The 16630-nt window shown below is 69.6% G+C and carries 21 protein-coding genes; 10 read left to right on the forward strand and 11 right to left on the reverse strand.

The window, feature by feature from the left end:
- Positions 1-339 precede the first annotated feature (339 nt).
- Positions 340-804, reverse strand: coding sequence for a hotdog fold domain-containing protein (locus FPZ12_RS11995; RefSeq protein ID WP_144748919.1), 465 nt, complete (start codon positions 802-804; stop codon positions 340-342).
- A gap of 58 nt (positions 805-862) precedes the next feature.
- Here FPZ12_RS11995 and FPZ12_RS12000 point away from each other — a divergent pair, with 58 nt between their 5' ends.
- The gene (locus FPZ12_RS12000) at positions 863-1444 is read left to right on the forward strand and encodes an acid phosphatase (RefSeq protein ID WP_144748920.1); all 582 of its coding nucleotides are present in this window, start codon (positions 863-865) and stop codon (positions 1442-1444) included.
- Positions 1445-1455: 11 nt separating this feature from the next.
- Positions 1456-1932, forward strand: coding sequence for a GNAT family N-acetyltransferase (locus tag FPZ12_RS12005; protein ID WP_144748921.1), 477 nt, complete (start codon positions 1456-1458; stop codon positions 1930-1932).
- A 4-nt stretch (positions 1933-1936) separates the two neighbouring features.
- Here the strand turns inward: FPZ12_RS12005 and FPZ12_RS12010 are convergent, their stop codons facing one another.
- The gene (locus FPZ12_RS12010; RefSeq protein ID WP_144748922.1) at positions 1937-2419 is read right to left on the reverse strand and encodes a hypothetical protein; all 483 of its coding nucleotides are present in this window, start codon (positions 2417-2419) and stop codon (positions 1937-1939) included.
- A gap of 305 nt (positions 2420-2724) precedes the next feature.
- Here FPZ12_RS12010 and FPZ12_RS12015 point away from each other — a divergent pair, with 305 nt between their 5' ends.
- Both FPZ12_RS12015 and FPZ12_RS12020 read left to right on the forward strand, forming a co-directional pair.
- On the forward strand, positions 2725-3633 hold the full coding sequence (locus tag FPZ12_RS12015) for a diacylglycerol/lipid kinase family protein (RefSeq protein ID WP_144748961.1): 909 nt from the start codon (positions 2725-2727) through the stop codon (positions 3631-3633).
- A gap of 288 nt (positions 3634-3921) precedes the next feature.
- Positions 3922-4176: a WhiB family transcriptional regulator gene (locus FPZ12_RS12020; RefSeq protein ID WP_144748923.1), complete on the forward strand. Its 255-nt coding sequence runs from the start codon at positions 3922-3924 to the stop codon at positions 4174-4176.
- Positions 4177-4559: 383 nt separating this feature from the next.
- Here FPZ12_RS12020 and FPZ12_RS12025 read toward each other — a convergent pair whose 3' ends face one another.
- Entirely contained in the window at positions 4560-6065 is a 1506-nt protein-coding gene (locus FPZ12_RS12025) for a sensor histidine kinase (protein ID WP_144748924.1), read from the reverse strand.
- 118 nt (positions 6066-6183) lie between these two features.
- On the opposite strand from FPZ12_RS12025, the gene FPZ12_RS47080 reads away from it, so the two are divergent.
- Positions 6184-6258, forward strand: a complete 75-nt coding sequence (locus FPZ12_RS47080; protein ID WP_098515123.1) for a 50S ribosomal protein bL37 — start codon at positions 6184-6186, stop codon at positions 6256-6258.
- A gap of 60 nt (positions 6259-6318) precedes the next feature.
- Here FPZ12_RS47080 and rsrA read toward each other — a convergent pair whose 3' ends face one another.
- A complete protein-coding gene (gene rsrA / locus FPZ12_RS12030; protein ID WP_144748925.1) occupies positions 6319-6633 on the reverse strand; it encodes a mycothiol system anti-sigma-R factor in 315 nt (104 codons plus the stop codon).
- Entirely contained in the window at positions 6630-7391 is a 762-nt protein-coding gene (locus tag FPZ12_RS12035) for a sigma-70 family RNA polymerase sigma factor (RefSeq protein WP_243769802.1), read from the reverse strand. Before FPZ12_RS12035 ends, rsrA begins: the two co-directional genes overlap by 4 nt.
- Before the next feature lie 74 nt (positions 7392-7465).
- Here FPZ12_RS12035 and ybaK point away from each other — a divergent pair, with 74 nt between their 5' ends.
- Positions 7466-7945, forward strand: coding sequence for a Cys-tRNA(Pro) deacylase (ybaK, locus tag FPZ12_RS12040; protein ID WP_144748926.1), 480 nt, complete (start codon positions 7466-7468; stop codon positions 7943-7945).
- Here the strand turns inward: ybaK and FPZ12_RS12045 are convergent.
- Together FPZ12_RS12045 and FPZ12_RS12050 are read right to left on the reverse strand one after the other, a co-directional pair.
- A complete protein-coding gene (locus FPZ12_RS12045) occupies positions 7938-8546 on the reverse strand; it encodes an alpha/beta hydrolase family protein (protein ID WP_144748927.1) in 609 nt (202 codons plus the stop codon). The two genes, ybaK and FPZ12_RS12045, sit on opposite strands and share 8 nt — an antisense overlap.
- On the reverse strand, positions 8543-9298 hold the full coding sequence (locus tag FPZ12_RS12050; protein ID WP_144748928.1) for an SOS response-associated peptidase: 756 nt from the start codon (positions 9296-9298) through the stop codon (positions 8543-8545). The genes FPZ12_RS12045 and FPZ12_RS12050 overlap by 4 nt, the downstream gene beginning before the upstream one ends.
- A gap of 94 nt (positions 9299-9392) precedes the next feature.
- Here FPZ12_RS12050 and rsgA point away from each other — a divergent pair, with 94 nt between their 5' ends.
- Complete coding sequence (gene rsgA / locus FPZ12_RS12055) at positions 9393-10382, forward strand: ribosome small subunit-dependent GTPase A (protein WP_144748929.1); 990 nt, start codon at positions 9393-9395, stop codon at positions 10380-10382.
- A gap of 34 nt (positions 10383-10416) precedes the next feature.
- Positions 10417-11229, forward strand: coding sequence for an SCO4651 family lipoprotein (locus FPZ12_RS12060; protein ID WP_144748930.1), 813 nt, complete (start codon positions 10417-10419; stop codon positions 11227-11229).
- Between the two features lie 39 nt (positions 11230-11268).
- Here FPZ12_RS12060 and pruA read toward each other — a convergent pair whose 3' ends face one another.
- The 3 genes from pruA to FPZ12_RS12075 are packed head-to-tail and all read right to left on the reverse strand — an operon-like array spanning position 11269 to position 14837.
- Positions 11269-12897 carry an L-glutamate gamma-semialdehyde dehydrogenase gene (pruA, locus tag FPZ12_RS12065; protein ID WP_144748931.1) on the reverse strand — a complete coding sequence of 543 codons (1629 nt, stop codon included), beginning with the start codon at positions 12895-12897 and terminating at the stop codon, positions 11269-11271.
- Between the two features lie 45 nt (positions 12898-12942).
- Positions 12943-13434, reverse strand: a complete 492-nt coding sequence (locus FPZ12_RS12070) for a DUF6912 family protein (RefSeq protein WP_144748932.1) — start codon at positions 13432-13434, stop codon at positions 12943-12945.
- On the reverse strand, positions 13431-14837 hold the full coding sequence (locus tag FPZ12_RS12075) for a WS/DGAT/MGAT family O-acyltransferase (RefSeq protein ID WP_144748933.1): 1407 nt from the start codon (positions 14835-14837) through the stop codon (positions 13431-13433). The genes FPZ12_RS12070 and FPZ12_RS12075 overlap by 4 nt, the downstream gene beginning before the upstream one ends.
- 90 nt (positions 14838-14927) lie before the next feature.
- Between FPZ12_RS12075 and FPZ12_RS12080 the strand changes: the two genes are divergently transcribed.
- Entirely contained in the window at positions 14928-15698 is a 771-nt protein-coding gene (locus FPZ12_RS12080) for a TrmH family RNA methyltransferase (RefSeq protein ID WP_243769803.1), read from the forward strand.
- Here the strand turns inward: FPZ12_RS12080 and FPZ12_RS12085 are convergent.
- Positions 15676-16059, reverse strand: a complete 384-nt coding sequence (locus FPZ12_RS12085; protein ID WP_144748935.1) for an HAD-IA family hydrolase — start codon at positions 16057-16059, stop codon at positions 15676-15678. The two genes, FPZ12_RS12080 and FPZ12_RS12085, sit on opposite strands and share 23 nt — an antisense overlap.
- A gap of 118 nt (positions 16060-16177) precedes the next feature.
- On the opposite strand from FPZ12_RS12085, the gene FPZ12_RS12090 reads away from it, so the two are divergent.
- Positions 16178-16630, forward strand: a complete 453-nt coding sequence (locus tag FPZ12_RS12090) for an Rv3235 family protein (protein ID WP_144748936.1) — start codon at positions 16178-16180, stop codon at positions 16628-16630.

The following is a 16630-nucleotide window of genomic DNA, read 5'->3' on the forward strand; positions in this document are numbered from 1 at the left end:
TCCGCAGCCGCCCCACCCGCCGACACCCGTCTCCGCCGTGGCTGTGGTCGGATCGCTAACAATCGGCGCCGTCCTAGTGTTTCGTGACCCTGTCCGGTTTACGTTGCCGTGTTTGCCCCTGCGGTCGGTGAGTTTGCCCGCTGCGTCACTGATTTTGCCGGTCCGGTCGCTGAGTTTGCCCACGGCGGCAGCGGTCGGCCAACTCGGCCACGCCCCGAGCCAACTCGGCGACGCCAGGGGCCAACTCGGCGCCCTGGCGGGCAAACACACCCGCGCGTAAGGACCACAAGATCACGAGACACTACTTCTTTCCGGTAGTCATGCGTCTTTCCGGTGGTCCTATTTCTTTGCGGTAATCCAGATCGTGATCACGGCGGTCACGACCGGTTGCCCCACGTTGTCCGTGATCGTCACCGGTACGTCGAGATCGAAACCCTCGTCCCCGAACTCCGGGATCTCCGGAAGGTCGGCGACGGCACGTAAACCGGTCTTCGCCTTGGCGACGTAGGAGACCGTCATCCCCTTCGGCAGCCAGCGATGCGTGTTCGGCACCGTCGCCTCGGCCAGCATCCCCATCGCGATCTCCGCGAGGTTGCATGCCGCGATCGCGTGAAAAGTGCCTATGTGGTTGCGCACACCCCACCACAGCGGCGCGGTCACCTCGCAGTGCCCGGCCCGCAGTTCGCGCACACTCGGCAGCACAGTGCGGAAATACGGCACACGCAGGCACATTGCCGTCGAGAAAAGCTGCCTGCCGCCCGGCACCTTCGCCAGTCCACGCCACATGGTGAACGTTCGAGACATCTCACACCGCCTTGTTACTCGTCGGTAGCAAAGCAGACCTGTGGCTATATTCGCAAGCGTGGACCACGAGCTCTTCCTCCTCCGCCATGGCCAGACCGAGTGGTCCGTCAACGGACGGCACACCGGTCGCACCGACGTTCCGCTGACCGCGGCAGGCGAAAGCCAGGCCCGGTCGGCCGGGCTGACGCTGAACGGGTTGCGCAGCGGTGACGCGCTGGTGCTTTCGAGCCCGCGCCAACGCGCGGTACGCACGGCGGAGCTCGCCGGGCTGGTGGTGAACGAGACCACCGAGGACCTCGCCGAATGGGACTACGGCGACTACGAGGGCATCACCACGGCCAAGATCCGGGAAACGGTCCCGGACTGGACGGTCTGGACCGGCACGATGCCGGGCGGAGAAACCAGTGACGAAGTGAGCGCCCGTGCCGATAAGCTCCTCGCGCGGGTGCGCGCCGCTCTCGCCGAGACAGAGGTGATCCTGATCGGGCACGGACATTTCAGCCGGGTGCTGGTCGCCCGCTGGATCGGCCTGCCAGCCACCGCGGGTGTCCACTTCGGACTGGACCCGGCCGGGGTCACGGTACTCGGCGACGAACGGGGCGAACCCAAGATCGAGAACCTGAACATCCCCCCGTCCTAGGTAGGTCCCCCTTGGTCCAGATCCGCCGCGTCGAAGAGTCCGATGTAGACACTGTCGTGCAGCTGGTGCACGATCTGGCCACCTACGAGAAGGCCCCGGCGGAATGCCGCCTCGACGCCGAAAAACTGCGCGTCGCGCTGTTCGGCGAGCGCCCCGCGGTGTTCGGGCACGTCGCCGAGTCCGATGGCGAGATCGTCGGATTCATGTTGTGGTTCCTGAACTTCTCCACGTGGCGCGGGGTGCACGGCATCTACCTGGAGGACCTGTACGTGCGCCCGGAGATGCGCGGGACCGGGCTCGGCAAGAAACTACTGGCCACACTCGCCGACGAGTGCGTGCGGAACGGCTACCAGCGGCTCGAATGGTCGGTGCTGGACTGGAACCCGGCCACCGGCTTCTACAAATCGCTCGGCGCGATCCCGATGGACGAGTGGACCGTGTACCGGCTCACCGACACGTCGCTGGAGAAGCTCGCCAAATCGGCCTGAAGCCCTACGGCTTGTCCTGCTCCTTCTCCCGCCTGGCGGCGCGGCCTTCGAGGCCGCCCCGCTCGGCGGCCTCCTCCTCGGTCTCGCCCTCCTGCTGCCCCAGCGCCCACGCGCGCGAAGGCTGACGGAACAGCAACACCAGGATCAGCAGGCCGACGAGGATGATCGGCACCCCCGGCCCCGGGTGTCCCGAAGGCGCGGCCATGTACCAGCCGATGCCCACGGTGATCAGCGCCATCACGACGCCCGGCGAGCGCGCCCAGGTGTGCCCGAGCCCCAGTCCCACGGCGCACCCCAGCACCGCCAGCGCGAAGAGGATGTAGAACGCGCCCTCGGCCCACACGTTGTTCTTCGGCGTGCCGGCGCTGCCCGACGCGGCGAGCACCACGATGCCGAACACCAGCAGCCCCAGCCCCGGCAGCGCGGTGACCAGCCCGGCCAGCCGGACCTCACGGGGCGCCGGACGGATCTTGTCTGAGATCGACACGGAAACGGGCCTTCCACCTGCGGCTGTGACCTTGCGTAAGCGCTTTCGATGGTATGCCACCCGGTCGGCCGTTTTCGAACCGCCGCCGCCCGGGCGAAGATCGGGGTGTCGTCGACGAGCGGGCGGTCGGTCCGGGTGCACTTGTCACGACGAGCGGTTCGGCACCGGCGATCGGAGGTCCTCCCGGCACTCGCAACGGTTACCGTGACTTCGCCGCCACCGGGCCGCTCGCGTGCCCGTGGCTCCGCAGTGACTTCGCACTCCGGGGCCCGCCCGCGGACCGGTTCTTGACCTACCCTGCGGTGGTGCGCGCGATTCTCGTCGTCAATCCTCAGGCCACCTCGACCACCGCCGGCGGGCGGGACGTGCTCGCGCACGCCCTCGCCAGCCAGGTGAAGCTCGAGGTGGTCGAGACGGACTACCGCGGCCACGCGCTGGCGGTGGCACGCGGCGCCGCGCGGGAGGGCATCGACCTCGTCGTGGCGCACGGCGGGGACGGCACGGTGAACGAGGTGGTCAACGGGCTCCTCACGGACGGGCCCGGTGACGTGCCGGCGCTCGGCGTCGTGCCGGGCGGCTCGGCCAACGTGTTCGCGCGTGCGCTGGGCATTTCGCGGGATCCGATGGAGGCCACCCACCAGCTGCTGCGCGCCATCGAGGGCGGCCAGAGCCGGACGGTGGGGCTGGGCCTCGCGGACAAGCAGTGGTTCACCTTCAACGCCGGCCTCGGCTGGGACGCGGACGTGGTCGCCACCGTCGCCGACCGCCGCGGCAAGCAGACCAACGCGCTGTTGTACATGCGCGCCGCCGTCAGCTGCTACTTCCACCCGCCCCGCGGCAAAACGCCGCTCACCGTGCACATCCCCGGCGAAGAGCCGGTCGAGGTGCGCACGGCCTTCGTCTCCAACACCGACCCGTGGAGCTACCTCGGCCCGCGCCCGGTGCACCTCAACACCGGCACCTCGTTCGACGGCGGACTCGGCCTGTTCGCGCCGCGCACGCTGGGCCTGCCGACCGTTTACCGGCACGTGCGGCAGGCGCTGCGCACGGAGGCCAAGCATCGCGGCCGCCGCCTGGTCCGCCACGACGACCTCGCGAAACTCCGCGTCGAGGCCGAGGAGCCGGTGAACTTCCAGGTGGACGGGGACCCGGTGGGCCCGCGGACCAGGGTCGAGTTCACCAGCGTGCCCGGCGCGCTGACCGTGCTGGTATGACCGGCGCCCGCCACCGAGCCGTTTCCGGTGATCAGGGGCGGCAAAGTGCAACTTGCCGCTCGTCGACTCCAGGCCCCCGTTCACCGCACGCCTCTTCCCCCCGGAACACCGTTTCGGAGAGAAACCGCAGGTCAGCGAGTCGCTCGACCAGGTGAGCTGACTCACCGATCTGCAAAAAACCCTTGTCGAACGCGGTGCTTCGTGAAAGCATTCACAAGCACCCCAAAAAACGACCGCCATGACGACTGTGGCGCAACACGCTTGCGCCCTTAGAAGGAGCTCACAGAAATGGACTGGCGCCACGACGCGGCCTGCCGAGACGAGGACCCGGAACTGTTCTTCCCCGTGGGAAACAGCGGTCCCGCCCTCTCGCAGATCGCCGAGGCGAAGACCGTATGCCACCGCTGCACCGTCGCCTCCGACTGCCTGGCCTGGGCTCTGGCCAGCGGACAGGACGCCGGTGTGTGGGGCGGTATGAGCGAGGACGAGCGGCGCGCCCTCAAGCGCCGTCGCGCTCACATCGGCATGCGCAGCAACGCCTGAACACAACGATACGGCGCGGCACGACGCGGCCTTGCACCGGCCCGTCCGAAGCCCGCAAACCGGACCGCTCGAGGTCCGGAACCCGGACTGACTGAAAGTCCGGACACAGCTCAAAGGGCTGGTACCTAGGTGGGTACCAGCCCTTTCGGCGTTGTGGGGTTTTGTTGGCCGCTCACGCTGGCGTGTTGGCCCCCGGCGCTGGCGTGTTGGCCCCCGGCGCTGGCGTGTTGGCCCGCGGCGCTGGCGTGTTGGCACCCGGCGCGTGTGTGTTGGCGACTGACCGAGCGCGCGTGAGTTGGCCGTCGGCCGTCCGCGGCTCGGTGGGGGCGGTCAGCGGGTCAGCGCCCTGGGCCGCGCGAGCGGTCGAGCCACCGGACGGCCGGCTAGAGGCGTCGGCTTAGGGGGATCCGTAGGGCGGCTTCGGTGCCTTTGGTGTCGGCGTCGCGCAGTTTGCGGATCGAGAGGGAGCCACGCAGTTCCGACTCGATGAGGGTGCGCACGATCTGCAGCCCGAGCCCATCGGCCCGCTCCAGGGAGAAGCCCGCGGGCAGGCCACGGCCGTTGTCCCGGATGAGCACGTCCAGCCACCGCGCCGAACGCGTCACCGCGATCTCGACCGTGCCGGGACGGCCATCGGGGAAGGCGTGTTCCACGGCGTTCTGCACCAGCTCCGCCAGCACCATCACGAGCGGCGTCGCGATCTCCGCGACGACCACCCCGAACGAGCCAGACCTCCGGATGCTCACACGCGACTCGGCGGTGGCCACCTCGCCGACCATCGGCAGCACCTTGTCCAGCAACTCATCCAGCTCGACCCGCTCGTCCACCGACACCGAAAGGGCCTCGTGCACCATCGCGATGGACGCGACGCGGCGGACGGACTCCGTCAATGCCTGCTTCGCCTCCGCGCTCGCCGTGCGCCGGGATTGCAGGCGCAGCAAGGCAGCCACCGTCTGCAGGTTGTTCTTCACCCGGTGATGGATCTCCCGGATGGTCGCGTCCTTGGACAGTAGCGCCCTGTCCCGCCGCTTGACCTCCGTGACATCGCGCACCAGCACGAGCGCGCCCGCCGGCTGGCCGTGCGGGCGCAGCGGCAGCGCCCGGAAGAGCACGACGGCGCCACGACGCGAGTCGGCCTCCGTGCGGCTGCCCGGTTTGCCGTCGAGCGCGTCCAGGATCCGGTGCGCGACCTCCGTCGCGTCGAACGGGTCGCGGATCAATGACCGCGTGACCGGGGCCAGCCGCGTGCCCACCAGATCCGACTCGTGGCCCATCCGGTGGTACGCCGAGAGCCCGTTGGGGCTCACGAACACCACGTTGCCGGTCGCATCCAAGCGGATCAGCCCGTCCCCGACGCGGGGGCTCGTGTGCACGTCGCTCTGCGAATCCGGGCTGGGGAAGGTGCCGTCGACGATCATCTGGCACAGGTCGCCCGCGCTACCCAGGTACGCCACTTCGAGCGGGCTCGGCACGCGTGGCGCCGCGAGGTTCGTCTCGCGGCTGAGCACCGCGATCACGTTCCCGCCGAACACCACCGGGATCGCCTCCCGCCGCATCGGCAGGTCCCGGTACCAGTGCGGATCCTCCTCGCGGCAGATCCGCACCTCTCGCATCGCCCGCGCCAGCTGCGGATGCTCCTCGACGGTGAAGCGGGTGCCGACCACGTCCTCGGGGTGCGCGGTGGGCGCGGTGGTGGGCCTGGCCTGCGCGACGCACACGAAGTCGCCGCCCTGTGCGTTGAGCTCCGGCGAGACCGGCACCCACATCAGGAAATCGGCGAAGGACAGGTCCGCGAGCAGCTGCCATTCGGCGACCACGGCCTGCAGGTGGTCGGCTGCCTCACCTGGCAGGCCCGTGTTCTCGGCCAGCAGGTCGGAAAGGGTGGACAAGAAAGTCTCCACTACGGCGAGGGATGTCGCCCCAATTTAACCAGTGGGCCGACCACCCGGGCACTCGCCGGGCGCCGCCTGCCACACTGGACGGTGCAAGTCAGACCGAGGAGTGCTCATGTCGAAGCGTGCCCGTAAGCGTCGCGACCGCAAGAAGAACGGCGCGAACCACGGCAAGAAGCCCAACGCCTGAGGCGTTCCGGGCAAGAAGAAGGCCCCGGCGATCCCGCCGGGGCCTTTCTCGTCGAAGCCCTCAGTCCTGCCGCTCGACCCGCACCTCGGTGCGCTCGACGGTGACCCCACCGCGGCGCTCCACCGTCTGCCTGATCGACGCGCGCAGCTTGTGCTTCAGCTCGGCCGGGGCGTGCTCGCCCCCGCACTTACGCGCCAGCAGCTGCTTGAGCTGCTCGTCGATGCCGTACTCCTCGAGGCACGGCGGGCAGTCGTCGATGTGCCTGCGCAGCTCCGCGTCCCGCTCCGGGCTGCATTCACGATCCAGGAGCAGGTAGATCTCCGCGAGCGCTTCCTCGCAGTGGACCGTGTCCTTCGCGGGCTCCGGGGCGTTCATCGCGCCACCTCCTGCTGCTGACCACGGATGAAGCCACGCTCCCGCGCGACGTCAGCGAGCAGGTTGCGCAGCTGGGCGCGGCCGCGGTGCAGCCGCGACATCACGGTGCCGATCGGTGTGTCCATGATCTCGGCGATTTCCTTGTAGGCGAATCCCTCGACGTCGGCAAGGTACACCGCCAGCCGGAACTCTTCGGGCAGCTGTTGCAAAGCCGCCTTGACGTCGCTGTCCGGGAGACGGTCCATCGCCTCCACCTCGGCCGACCGGAGCCCGCTCGAGGTGTGGCTCTCCGCCTGGGCGATCTGCCAGTCGGAAATCTCCTCGGTGGGCTGCTGCACCGGCTGGCGCTGGCGCTTCCGGTAGCCGTTGATGTAGGTGTTGGTCAGGATGCGGTACATCCAGGCCTTGAGGTTCGTCCCCTCCTTGAAGGAGTTGAACGCCCCATAGGCCTTGAGGTAGGTCTCCTGCACCAGGTCCTCGGCGTCGGCGGGGTTGCGTGTCATCCGCATGGCGGCCGAGTACAACTGGTCCAGCAACGGCATCGCGTCCCGCTCGAAACGCTCGGCGCGCTCCTCGGGGCGCTCCTGGTCGGAGCCCGATGTCTCGTCGTTCGGCGTGCTCGGCAAACCTTTCCCTTCCCCGTGCGCGTAGGACGCCTCCGAGGATACGCGGGACCGTTTGACCTGGCCGGGCACGGCAGGCCGACCGGTGAGGGGAAACACCCCGAGCCGGTCGCTGGGATGAGCCAGTTTCGTCATCACGATCTCCATAACGAAGACACGGCCGGGTGCATTCCCCTCACCGGCGACGTCCCGGCATATGGTCGGCTCCCATGGCAGGCAAGGGAACTCCGGCGACGGCGGCGCTCGCGAAGCGGAAGATCGCGCACACGCTGCACACCTACGACCACGACCCGAAGCACGAGTCCTACGGGCTCGAAGCCGCGGAGGCGCTGGGCGTCGAACCCGCGAGGGTGTTCAAGACCCTGGTCGCGGACGTCGACGGCAGGCTGACCGTCGGGGTGGTCCCGGTCACCGGCTCGCTCGACCTCAAGGCGCTGGCCGCCGCGGCCGGCGGGAAACGCGCGAAGATGGCCGAAGCGGCCGCGGCCCAGCGCGCCACCGGCTATGTGCTCGGCGGGATTTCCCCGCTCGGCCAGCGCACCCGGCTGCCCGTCGTGATCGACGAGTCCGCGAAGGACTTCGAAACGATCTTCTGTTCGGGCGGGCGGCGCGGCCTGGAAATCGAGCTCGCGCCGACAGACCTGATCGACCTGGCCTCGGCGACCGTCGCGTCGATCGCGGTCAGCTGAGCGGGCGCAACACCCGCGAGAGCCACTCCGAGACGGTCCGCGAAAGCCCGTCGAGATCCTTGTCCAGCGCGTGCGTGCCGGGGATGACCACGACTTCGTGGTGTGGCCCCGCTTCCGGGCGCCCGAACGGATCCGTCTCCCCCTGCACGACGAGCGTCGGCACGGTCACCGCGTCCAGCTCGGGCTGACGCGACTTCTCCGGCTTGCCCGGCGGATGTTCCGGGAACGCCAGGCACAGCACCGCCGCCGCCTGGCCGTCGCCCGCCGTCCGGCAGGCAACACGGGCGCCCGACGAGCGCCCGCCGAACACCTGCGGGAGCCCGTCGAACCGCTTCGCCAGGTCCTCGGCCACCGCGAGCCACGCCGCGTCGAGCTGCTTCGCGGGCGCCGGCGCGCGCCTGCCCGCGACGCGATACGGCTGCTCCACCAGCGCGACGTGCGCGCCGGCCGCCTGCGCGGCACGCGTGACAGCGACCAGGTCCTTGGCTTCGATCCCGCCGCCGGCACCGTGTCCGAGCATCAGCACCGCCGCGCCTTCTTCCGCGCAGTGCAGTTCGGCGCGGGCGGGCCCGTGCGGCGTCTCGATGTCGATCCGGGTCATTTCGGCAGATCGAACAGGGGCGCGTCGAGGTCGGCCTGCCCGGCTTCGACCCGCTCGACGAGCTCGGGGCCGTTGTTGCGCACGTTGTTCACCCTGTCCGAGACCGGCCGCAGCTCGAGCTTGTCCACCAAGTCGGCGGGCGGGGTGAGCAGCTCGCCGACGTCGTCGCGGTCGGGGTCGAGCCAGGTGCTCCAGCGGTCCTTGGTCATCAGCAGCGGCATCCGGTCGTGGATGTCGGTGAGCCTGCCGATCGCGTCGGTGGTGATGATCGAGAACGTGATCAGCGGCTCGGCGTCGGCGTCCTTCTTGTCGCGCCAGCTCTCCCAGATCCCGGCGAAGGCGAGGTCCTCGCCCGTCATGAAGAACGGTTCCTTCTGCTTGCCGGCCCGGCGCCATTCGTACCAGCCGTCGGCGGGCACCAGGCACCGCCGCTTGGCGAGCGCGCGTTTGAACGCCGGTTTCTCCGTCGCCGTCTCGGCCCGGGTGTTGATCATCCGGTTGCCGACCGACGGGTCCTTCGCCCAGAACGGCACCAGGCCCCAGCGCATCACCCGCAGGCTGCGGACCGCGGGCTCCTCGTCCAGCACGTTGCCCTCGGCGTCACGCGGGTGGCGCTGCACCACGGTGACCACGTTCTTGGTAGGGGCGACGTTGTAGTCCTCGTCGCGCGCCTTCCCGCCGGTCTCGTCCACCGCGTCGAACTCCTGGACCAGGGCCGCGGGATTCTTCGTCGCCGAATAGCGACCGCACATCCGCCCATCTCCTTCTCGCAGGTGCTCGGAAAACCATCGTGACACAGATGCGGGATCATCGTTGCGGACATACTCGCCGGGAAGAGGTGACGGTTTGGGCGGCAGGGACTGGCGCAAGCTCGACGAAAGCGACGTCCGGGTGCGCCCCGGGCGCGGCACGCGGCCGAGGAGCAAGCGCCGTCCGGAGCACGCCGACGCCGTCCGCGCCCTGGTCACCGCGGTCGACCGCGGCCGATGGACGTGCGCGGTCGAGGACGATCCCGGCCGGATCGTGACGGCGATGCGAGCCCGCGAGCTGGGCCGCACCCCGGTCGTCGTGGGCGATCAGGTGGGCCTGGTCGGCGACGTGAGCGGCAAGCCGGACACGCTGGCCCGCATCGTCCGCGTCGAGGAGCGCACCAGCGTGCTGCGCCGCACGGCCGACGACACCGACCCGTATGAGCGGATCGTGGTGGCGAACGCCGAGCAGCTGCTGATCGTCACCGCGCTCGCCGATCCGCCGCCGCGCACGGGGTTCATCGACCGCTGCCTGGTCGCCTGCTACGCCGGTGGCCTGCGCCCCGTGCTGTGCCTGACCAAGGCCGATCTCGCCTCGCCGGACGAGCTGCTCGAGCTGTACGCCGATCTCGACGTGCCGACGCTGGTCACCCGGTTCGACGAGGATTCCTTGCCACTGACCGAAACCGTGCGGGACCGGGTGTCGGCGCTGGTCGGTCATTCCGGGGTGGGCAAATCGACGTTGGTGAACCGCCTCGTGCCGGACGCGGAACTGGCGACGGGGGAAGTCAGCGCGGTCGGCAAGGGGCGGCACACCTCGGTCGCGGCCGTCGCGCTGCCGCTGCCCGGCGGCGGCTGGGTGGTCGACACCCCCGGCGTGCGCAGTTTCGGGCTGGCCCACATCACGGCCGACGACATCGTCTCCGCGTTTCCGGAATTCGCCGAAGCCGCCGAGGAATGCCCGCCGGGTTGTGGCCATCTGGGTGCGCCGGAGGACCCTGACTGCATGCTCGACGAGGTCGGGGAAAACAAACGGCTGCGATCTTTGCGGAGATTGCTTGCGTCGCGGGCCGGTCTGGAAACATGATCCTCTGTCACATTCAGTAGACAGGGGCTGCAGGATGAAGAAAACGGCTCTCGCCACGGGCGCGGCCGCATTGGTGATCTCGCTCAGCGGCTGCGGCGCGCACGCCATCAACGGCACGGCGAGCACGGACCCGCAGTTGTTCGGCAATGCGCAGGAGCTGGTCCGCGCCGCCACGAACGGCACCGAGAAGGCGAAGTCCGCGAAGTTCTCGATGGAGTCCTCGATCGCGGGCTTGGACATGAACGGCCAGGGCGCGGGCCGGTTCGACGGCGAGAACACGGCGATGCGGATGACCATGCACGTGGCCACGGTCGACGAAGAGATCCGGTACGTGGACAAGACCATGTACATCCAGCTCCCGGAGCAGACCCGGGCGCGGATGACCGGGGGCAAGCCCTGGGGCAAGGTCGACCCGGACAGCGCGCTGGGCAAGGAGATGGGCGCGGCGCAGGCGCAGCAGAACGACCCGAGCCAGACGCTCCAGCAGATCCAGGAAGCGGGCACCATCAAGCGCAGCGAGGAGACCACCCTCGACGGGCAGCAGGCCACGCACTACTGGATCGACATGGACCTCGCGAAGGTCGCGGACAAGCTGGCCGAGGGCAGCCTGTCGCAGGCGGCGATCGCGCAGCTGAAGGGCAAGGTCAGCACGATCCCGGTCGAGGTGTGGCTGGACAAGGACCAGCTGCCGATGCAGTTCACCGAGAACCTGACCGAGGTCATGAAGGCGGCGGGCGGCGGCACCGGGCCTGCCACGCTGACCATGAAGTACAGCGACTGGGGCACCCCGGTCGACGTGCAGGCTCCGCCCGCGGACCAGGTCGGCGAGCTCAAGCTCCCCGGCTGAGCACTCCCAGCCGGGCGTCCCGCGCGGGCGCCCGGCGGCTCAGCCCATGTGCGGGTAGCCGATTCCCGTTGGCGCGTCGAAGGTTTCCTTGATCGAACGCGGGCTGGCCCAGCGCATCAGGTTGAACAGCGAGCCCGCCTTGTCGTTCGTGCCCGAGGCACGCGAGCCGCCGAACGGCTGCTGGCCGACGATCGACCCGGTCGGCTTGTCGTTGACGTAGAAGTTGCCGGCCGTGAACCGCAGCGCGTGGTGCGCCTGCCGCACCGCATGGCGGTCGTCGGCGAACACCGCGCCGGTCAGCGCGTACGGCGCCGTGCTGTCCACTGTCTCGAGGATCTGCTGGTACTCGCTGTCTTCGTAGACGTGCACGGCGAGGATCGGGCCGAAGTACTCGGTGCTGAACACCTCGTGGCGCGGATCCTCCGACAGCAGCACGGTCGGCTCCACGAAGTAACCGATCGAATCGTCACAATGCCCGCCCACCAACGTTTCCAGCGCCGGGTCACCGTCCACACCGGACAACAGGCGGTCGTGCTTGGCGAACGCGCGTGCGTCGATCACCGCGCCGCCGAACAGCGAGAAGTCCGAGATGTCACCGTATTTCACGGTGCGGGTCAGGTCCGCCAGCTCGTCACGGAAACCGCTTTCCCACAGCGAGCGCGGCAGGTACGCCCGTGACGCCGCCGAGCACTTCTGGCCCTGGTACTCGAAAGCACCGCGCACCAGGGCCGCCGCGAGCTTTTCCCGGTTCGCCGAGGAATGCGCGACCACGAAGTCCTTGCCGCCGGTCTCGCCGACGATGCGCGGATAGCTGCCGTAGTGGTCCAGGTTCTCCGCGATACGCCGCCACAGGAACTTGAACGTGGCCGTGGAACCGGTGAAATGCAGTCCGGCGAAGCCAGGGTCGGCCAGCGCGACCTCGCTGACCGCCTGCCCGTCACCGGTGACCAGGTTGACCACGCCGGGTGGCAGGCCCGCCTCTTCCAGCGCCTGCAGGGTGAAATGCGCCGCGAGCTGCTGCGTCGGCGTCGGCTTCCACACCACCGTGTTGCCCAGCATCGCCGGTGCCGTCGGCAGGTTCCCGGCTATCGCGGTGAAGTTGAACGGGGTGATCGCCACGACGAACCCGTCCAGCGGGCGGTACTCCATCCTGTTCCACGCGCCCGGCACCGAGTTCGGCTGCTCGGCGAGGATGCGCCGCGCGTAGTGGACGTTGAACCGCAGGAAGTCGATCAGCTCGCAGGCGGCGTCGATCTCGGCCTGCTGCACGGATTTCGACTGGCCGAGCATGGTGGCCGCGTTCAGCGTGTCCCGGTACGGGCCGGCGATCAGGTCCGCGGCGCGCAGGAAGATCGCGGCGCGCTCGTCGAAGGGCAGGTCACGCCAGGCGGGCGCGGCCTGCTTCGCCGCCGAAACCGCGTCCGCCACGTCCTCCCGGCTCGCCTGCGCGGCGACGCCGAGTACGTGCGCGTGCTCGTGCGGCTGCACCACGTCGAAGGAATCCCCGCCACCGAGCCGTTTCCGGCCGCCGATGGTCTGCGGCAGCTCGTGTTTGGTCCCCGCCAGCTCGGCTATCCGGCGTTGCAGCGACTCCCGTTCGGGACTCCCAGGCACATAACCCCGGACCGGCTCATTGCGGGGCGCGGGCACGCTGGTAATGGCATCCATCGGGCTACCTCCCTGAGCGACGGGCTTGTGGCCTGTCTACCCAAGTTAGAGCAGCTCAAGCAGGAACGGCAGCTCCTGCGGGGCGTACCAGGCGAGTTCGTGGTCCTCGGCCTCCCCGAGGGTGAACTCGGCGTCCAGATCGCCGAGATCGGCGGCGTCGATGATCTCCGCGGCCGCGCGGACGGCGTCCTCGGCCTCCTCGGCGTCGACGTGCACCGCCGCGATGTCGTCCAGCAGGATCGGGCCGGACACCTTCACCGCGGCCGCGTCGAGGTCCGGCCGGACCGTGGCGTGCTCGGTGTCCACCGAGATGACGACCCGGCGCGGGCGCTCCTTCTCGTCCGCGCCCAGCAGCCGCAGTGACGCCCGCGCGGCGTCGAGCAGCGCGGCGTACTCCAGCTCCTCGGTGTCCCCGCTGACGTAGGACTCCCGCAGCGCGGGGGTGAGCGCGAACCCCGTGCCACCGATCGGCTGCAGCTTGCCATCGGAGACCAGCTTGCGCAGCATGTCGATCGTCGCAGGCAGATAAACCCTCACCAGTGCGCACCCTTCAGTTCTTCCAGTGCTTCCTCGACCATGATGGCGAGGTTGCCGACGTCGGACACGGCCTTGCGGTCCCCGTTCAGTCCGAAGTAGACGTTCCCGTGGTACGACGTGACCCCGATGGCCAGCGCCTGGTTGCGAGCCAGCGGAATCACCGGGTACATCTCCGTCATCCTCGCCTGCCCCGCGTACAACGGCACCTGCGGCCCCGGCGAGTTCGTGATCACCAGGTTGAAGATGCGGCCGGAGAACGACCCGGCGGCCCGCGCCGCCAGCGAGTGCATCGTGGCGGGCGCGAACCCTCCGACCTTCAGCATGGCACGGGCGGCGACCGAACGGTTCGGATCGGTGTGGGCGCGCATGCCGTGGCTGATGTGCTGGAGCCGCAGGGTCGGGTTGGGCTCGCCGACCGGCAACTCGACGAGATGGGCCTCGACCTGGTTGTTCACCAGGCCGGCAGTGGAGAACTCGAAGGTGTCGGGCTCCAGCACCGCCATCGGCACCAGCGCGCGCACGGTTTCGCCGGCGTGCATCGCGACGCCGCGCGAAAGCAGCCACTCCCGCAGCGCGCCGGTGATGGCCGCCAGCACGATGTCGTTGATCGTGCCGCCCTGTTCGGCCCGGATCTTGCGGTAGTCCTCCAGCTTCGTACGGACCACCGCGAACACCCGGCCGCCGGACACGTGCGTGTTCAGCGGGCCCGCCGGGGCGGGTTTGACGATCGTGCGCAGGGCGGAAACCACCCCGCCCACCGCGTCCGCTACCTTGTCCGCCGTCGCGGCCGCGTCGCCCAGCACGGCGCGGACGTTTTCCACCAGCGCGCCGGGCTGCTGCACGGTTTCGCTGATCGCGTCGAGCACCAGCTGGCTCGTCGACGGGGCCCGCCGCGCGCTCCAGGTGTCCTCGTAGGGCTCGCAGATCTGCGGCGTCGCCTCGAGGATCAGCTGCCCCAGCTCGACGGTGCCGATCCCGTCGACCATGGCCTGGTGCGTCTTGGTCACCAGCGCCACCCGGCCGTGCTCCAGCCCCTCCACGAAGTACGCCTCCCACAGCGGGCGCTCGTGGTCCATCGGGCGGGCCATCAGCCGCGCGACCAGGTCGAACAGCTGCTCGTCGGTGCCGGGGCCGGGCAGCGCGGAGCGGCGGACGTGGTAGTTCAGGTCGAAGTCGGCGTCGTCCACCCACACCGGCCTTGCCAGGTGTCCCGGCACGTTCAGCACGCGCTGGCGGTAGCGCGGGAGGTAGCCGAGACGCTGGGAAACCAGGTAGAGCAGCTGCTCGTAGTCGAAGCCGTCACGTGGTCTCTCGAAGACCGCCACCCCGCCGACGTGCATGGGCGTCACGGCGTCTTCCAGGTACAGGAAGGAGGCGTCCAGCGCGGAAAGGCGGTCGGGCATATGGGTCAATCTAGCGGCGCGAACGCGTCTCCGTTGAGGGTGGCGGTGGGGAAGCGGCCGGCCCGTTGCACACCCTGGTGTACTAAGCCCGTGCACGAAAGCAACACCACGGTGTCCCCCAAAGATCGTTTCCTGACCGTCTACGGCCGTAAGCCGGTACTGGAAGCGCTGGACGATCCGGAGCTGCGGGTCGACAAGGTGATCCTCGCCGACACCGCGCGCGGGCCGGGCGCGGCGGAGATCCAGCGTGCCGCGAAGGCCGCCGGAGTGCAGGTGCGGCGGGCGAGCGCGCATCGGGTGAAAGTGCTGGCGGGCAACGGAAAACAGGACCAGGGCGTACTGGCCGACGTGGTCGCGCCGAGGATGCGCCCGCTCACCGCGGCACTGTCGTCGGCGCCGCTGCCGGAGCGCGTGCTGGTGCTGGACGGCATCACCACGCCGGCGAACGTGGGCATGATCCTGCGCAGCGCGACGGCCGCCGGGGTCGGCGGCATCGTGGTGCCGCGGCGGGGTGTGGCGGCCCTGGATCCCTTGGTGGTCAAGGCTTCCGCCGGGGTCGCGTTCCGCGCTCCCGTGCTGCGCTGCGCGACGGCCGCCGAGGCCGCCGGCCTGCTGAGCGATGCGGGCTACCGCCTCTACGGCCTCGGCGCGACCGGTGGCGAAGGGCTCTTCGACGCCGAGCTGCCGGAGCGGGCGGCTTTCGTGCTGGGCGGCGAGACGGCGGGGATCTCCCCGGACGTCGAGGAGTACCTGACCGGCTGGGTGTCCATCCCGATGCCCGGCGACGTCGAATCGCTCAACGTTTCGGCCGCCGCGGCCGTGCTGTGCTTCGAGCTGGTCAGGCGGGGAACAAAGCGCTGAGCTCCGCCAGCGTGGCCTCGACGGACGTGTGGTGCACCCCCGTCATACCCGCCGCCACGGCGCCCGCGACGTTGCCGCGCGAGTCGTCCACGAAGACGCAGTTGTCGGCGGGCAGGCCGAGACGCTCGGCGGCGATCAGGTAGACCTCCTTCGAGGGCTTCGCGAAGCCGACTTCGCCGGAGAAGACGAGCGCGTCGAAGAAGGCCGAGAGCTTCGCCTTCGCGGTGCCTCCGCCCGGGGCGTTGGACAGCAGCGCCGTACGCACACCGCGGTCGCGCAACCCGTCGACGGCGGCGTACAGGTCGGCGGCGTCGGGGTCGGTCAGCACGCCCGCGTAGTCCACGATCAGCCCTCGGAACATCGGCCCGACGATACCGTTTCACCAGTTCGGGCGGCATTCACCCGAATCAGGCCGGATCGTCCCCCTTTGCCTCAGTAGTCCGAAAACACACTGGGGGAACGTCTTGCTGTCCACTGCCATGCTGAGACCGCTGCACACCTACGAACCGCTGCAGGGCCTGAGCCGCTTCACCGAACTCGACGGCCAGCTCGTGCTGGACCTGCTCCCGTTGCGGGACTCGCTGGCGCTGACCGCGCCCGGCCCCGGCGGCAAGCTCACGCCGGCGTACGTCCGTGCCGTGCTCACTGCGGTGCTCGAGGTGCGCACCGGCCTCCGGCCGCTCGTCCAGTTGCGGGGGTTGGTGCACCCGCGGCTGTTGCGGCAGCTCACGGTGTCGACCCGGATCAGGGGCGCCAGGTTCACGCTCAACCGCGTGCGCATCTCGCCGCTCGGCCCGTCCGCGTACGAGGCCTCCGGCATCGCCGTCGCCGAATCGCGCGGGTACGGCGTGATGGCGCGCTTCGAGCTGACCGAGCCTGGCTGGCGGTGCACCTACGTCGACCTGGTGCTCCCCTCGAAGAACCGGGCCTGA

This window comes from Amycolatopsis acidicola, from assembly GCF_007713735.2.
GTDB classification, from domain to species: domain Bacteria; phylum Actinomycetota; class Actinomycetes; order Mycobacteriales; family Pseudonocardiaceae; genus Amycolatopsis_E; species Amycolatopsis_E acidicola.

Excerpts from the sequence above, each read along its gene's own strand:
- FPZ12_RS11995 (WP_144748919.1), bottom strand. The coding sequence starts at position 804 with ATGTCTCGAACGTTCACCATGTGGCGTGGACTGGCGAAGGTGCCGGGC.
- FPZ12_RS12020 (WP_144748923.1), top strand. The coding sequence starts at position 3,922 with ATGGACTGGCGCCACGACGCGGCCTGCCGAGACGAGGACCCGGAACTG.
- rsrA (WP_144748925.1), bottom strand. The coding sequence starts at position 6,633 with ATGAACGCCCCGGAGCCCGCGAAGGACACGGTCCACTGCGAGGAAGCG.
- FPZ12_RS12035 (WP_243769802.1), bottom strand. The coding sequence starts at position 7,391 with ATGACGAAACTGGCTCATCCCAGCGACCGGCTCGGGGTGTTTCCCCTC.
- ybaK (WP_144748926.1), top strand. The coding sequence starts at position 7,466 with ATGGCAGGCAAGGGAACTCCGGCGACGGCGGCGCTCGCGAAGCGGAAG.
- FPZ12_RS12045 (WP_144748927.1), bottom strand. The coding sequence starts at position 8,546 with ATGACCCGGATCGACATCGAGACGCCGCACGGGCCCGCCCGCGCCGAA.
- FPZ12_RS12050 (WP_144748928.1), bottom strand. The coding sequence starts at position 9,298 with ATGTGCGGTCGCTATTCGGCGACGAAGAATCCCGCGGCCCTGGTCCAG.
- FPZ12_RS12060 (WP_144748930.1), top strand. The coding sequence starts at position 10,417 with ATGAAGAAAACGGCTCTCGCCACGGGCGCGGCCGCATTGGTGATCTCG.
- pruA (WP_144748931.1), bottom strand. The coding sequence starts at position 12,897 with ATGGATGCCATTACCAGCGTGCCCGCGCCCCGCAATGAGCCGGTCCGG.
- FPZ12_RS12075 (WP_144748933.1), bottom strand. The coding sequence starts at position 14,837 with ATGCCCGACCGCCTTTCCGCGCTGGACGCCTCCTTCCTGTACCTGGAA.
- FPZ12_RS12085 (WP_144748935.1), bottom strand. The coding sequence starts at position 16,059 with ATGTTCCGAGGGCTGATCGTGGACTACGCGGGCGTGCTGACCGACCCC.
- FPZ12_RS12090 (WP_144748936.1), top strand. The coding sequence starts at position 16,178 with ATGCTGAGACCGCTGCACACCTACGAACCGCTGCAGGGCCTGAGCCGC.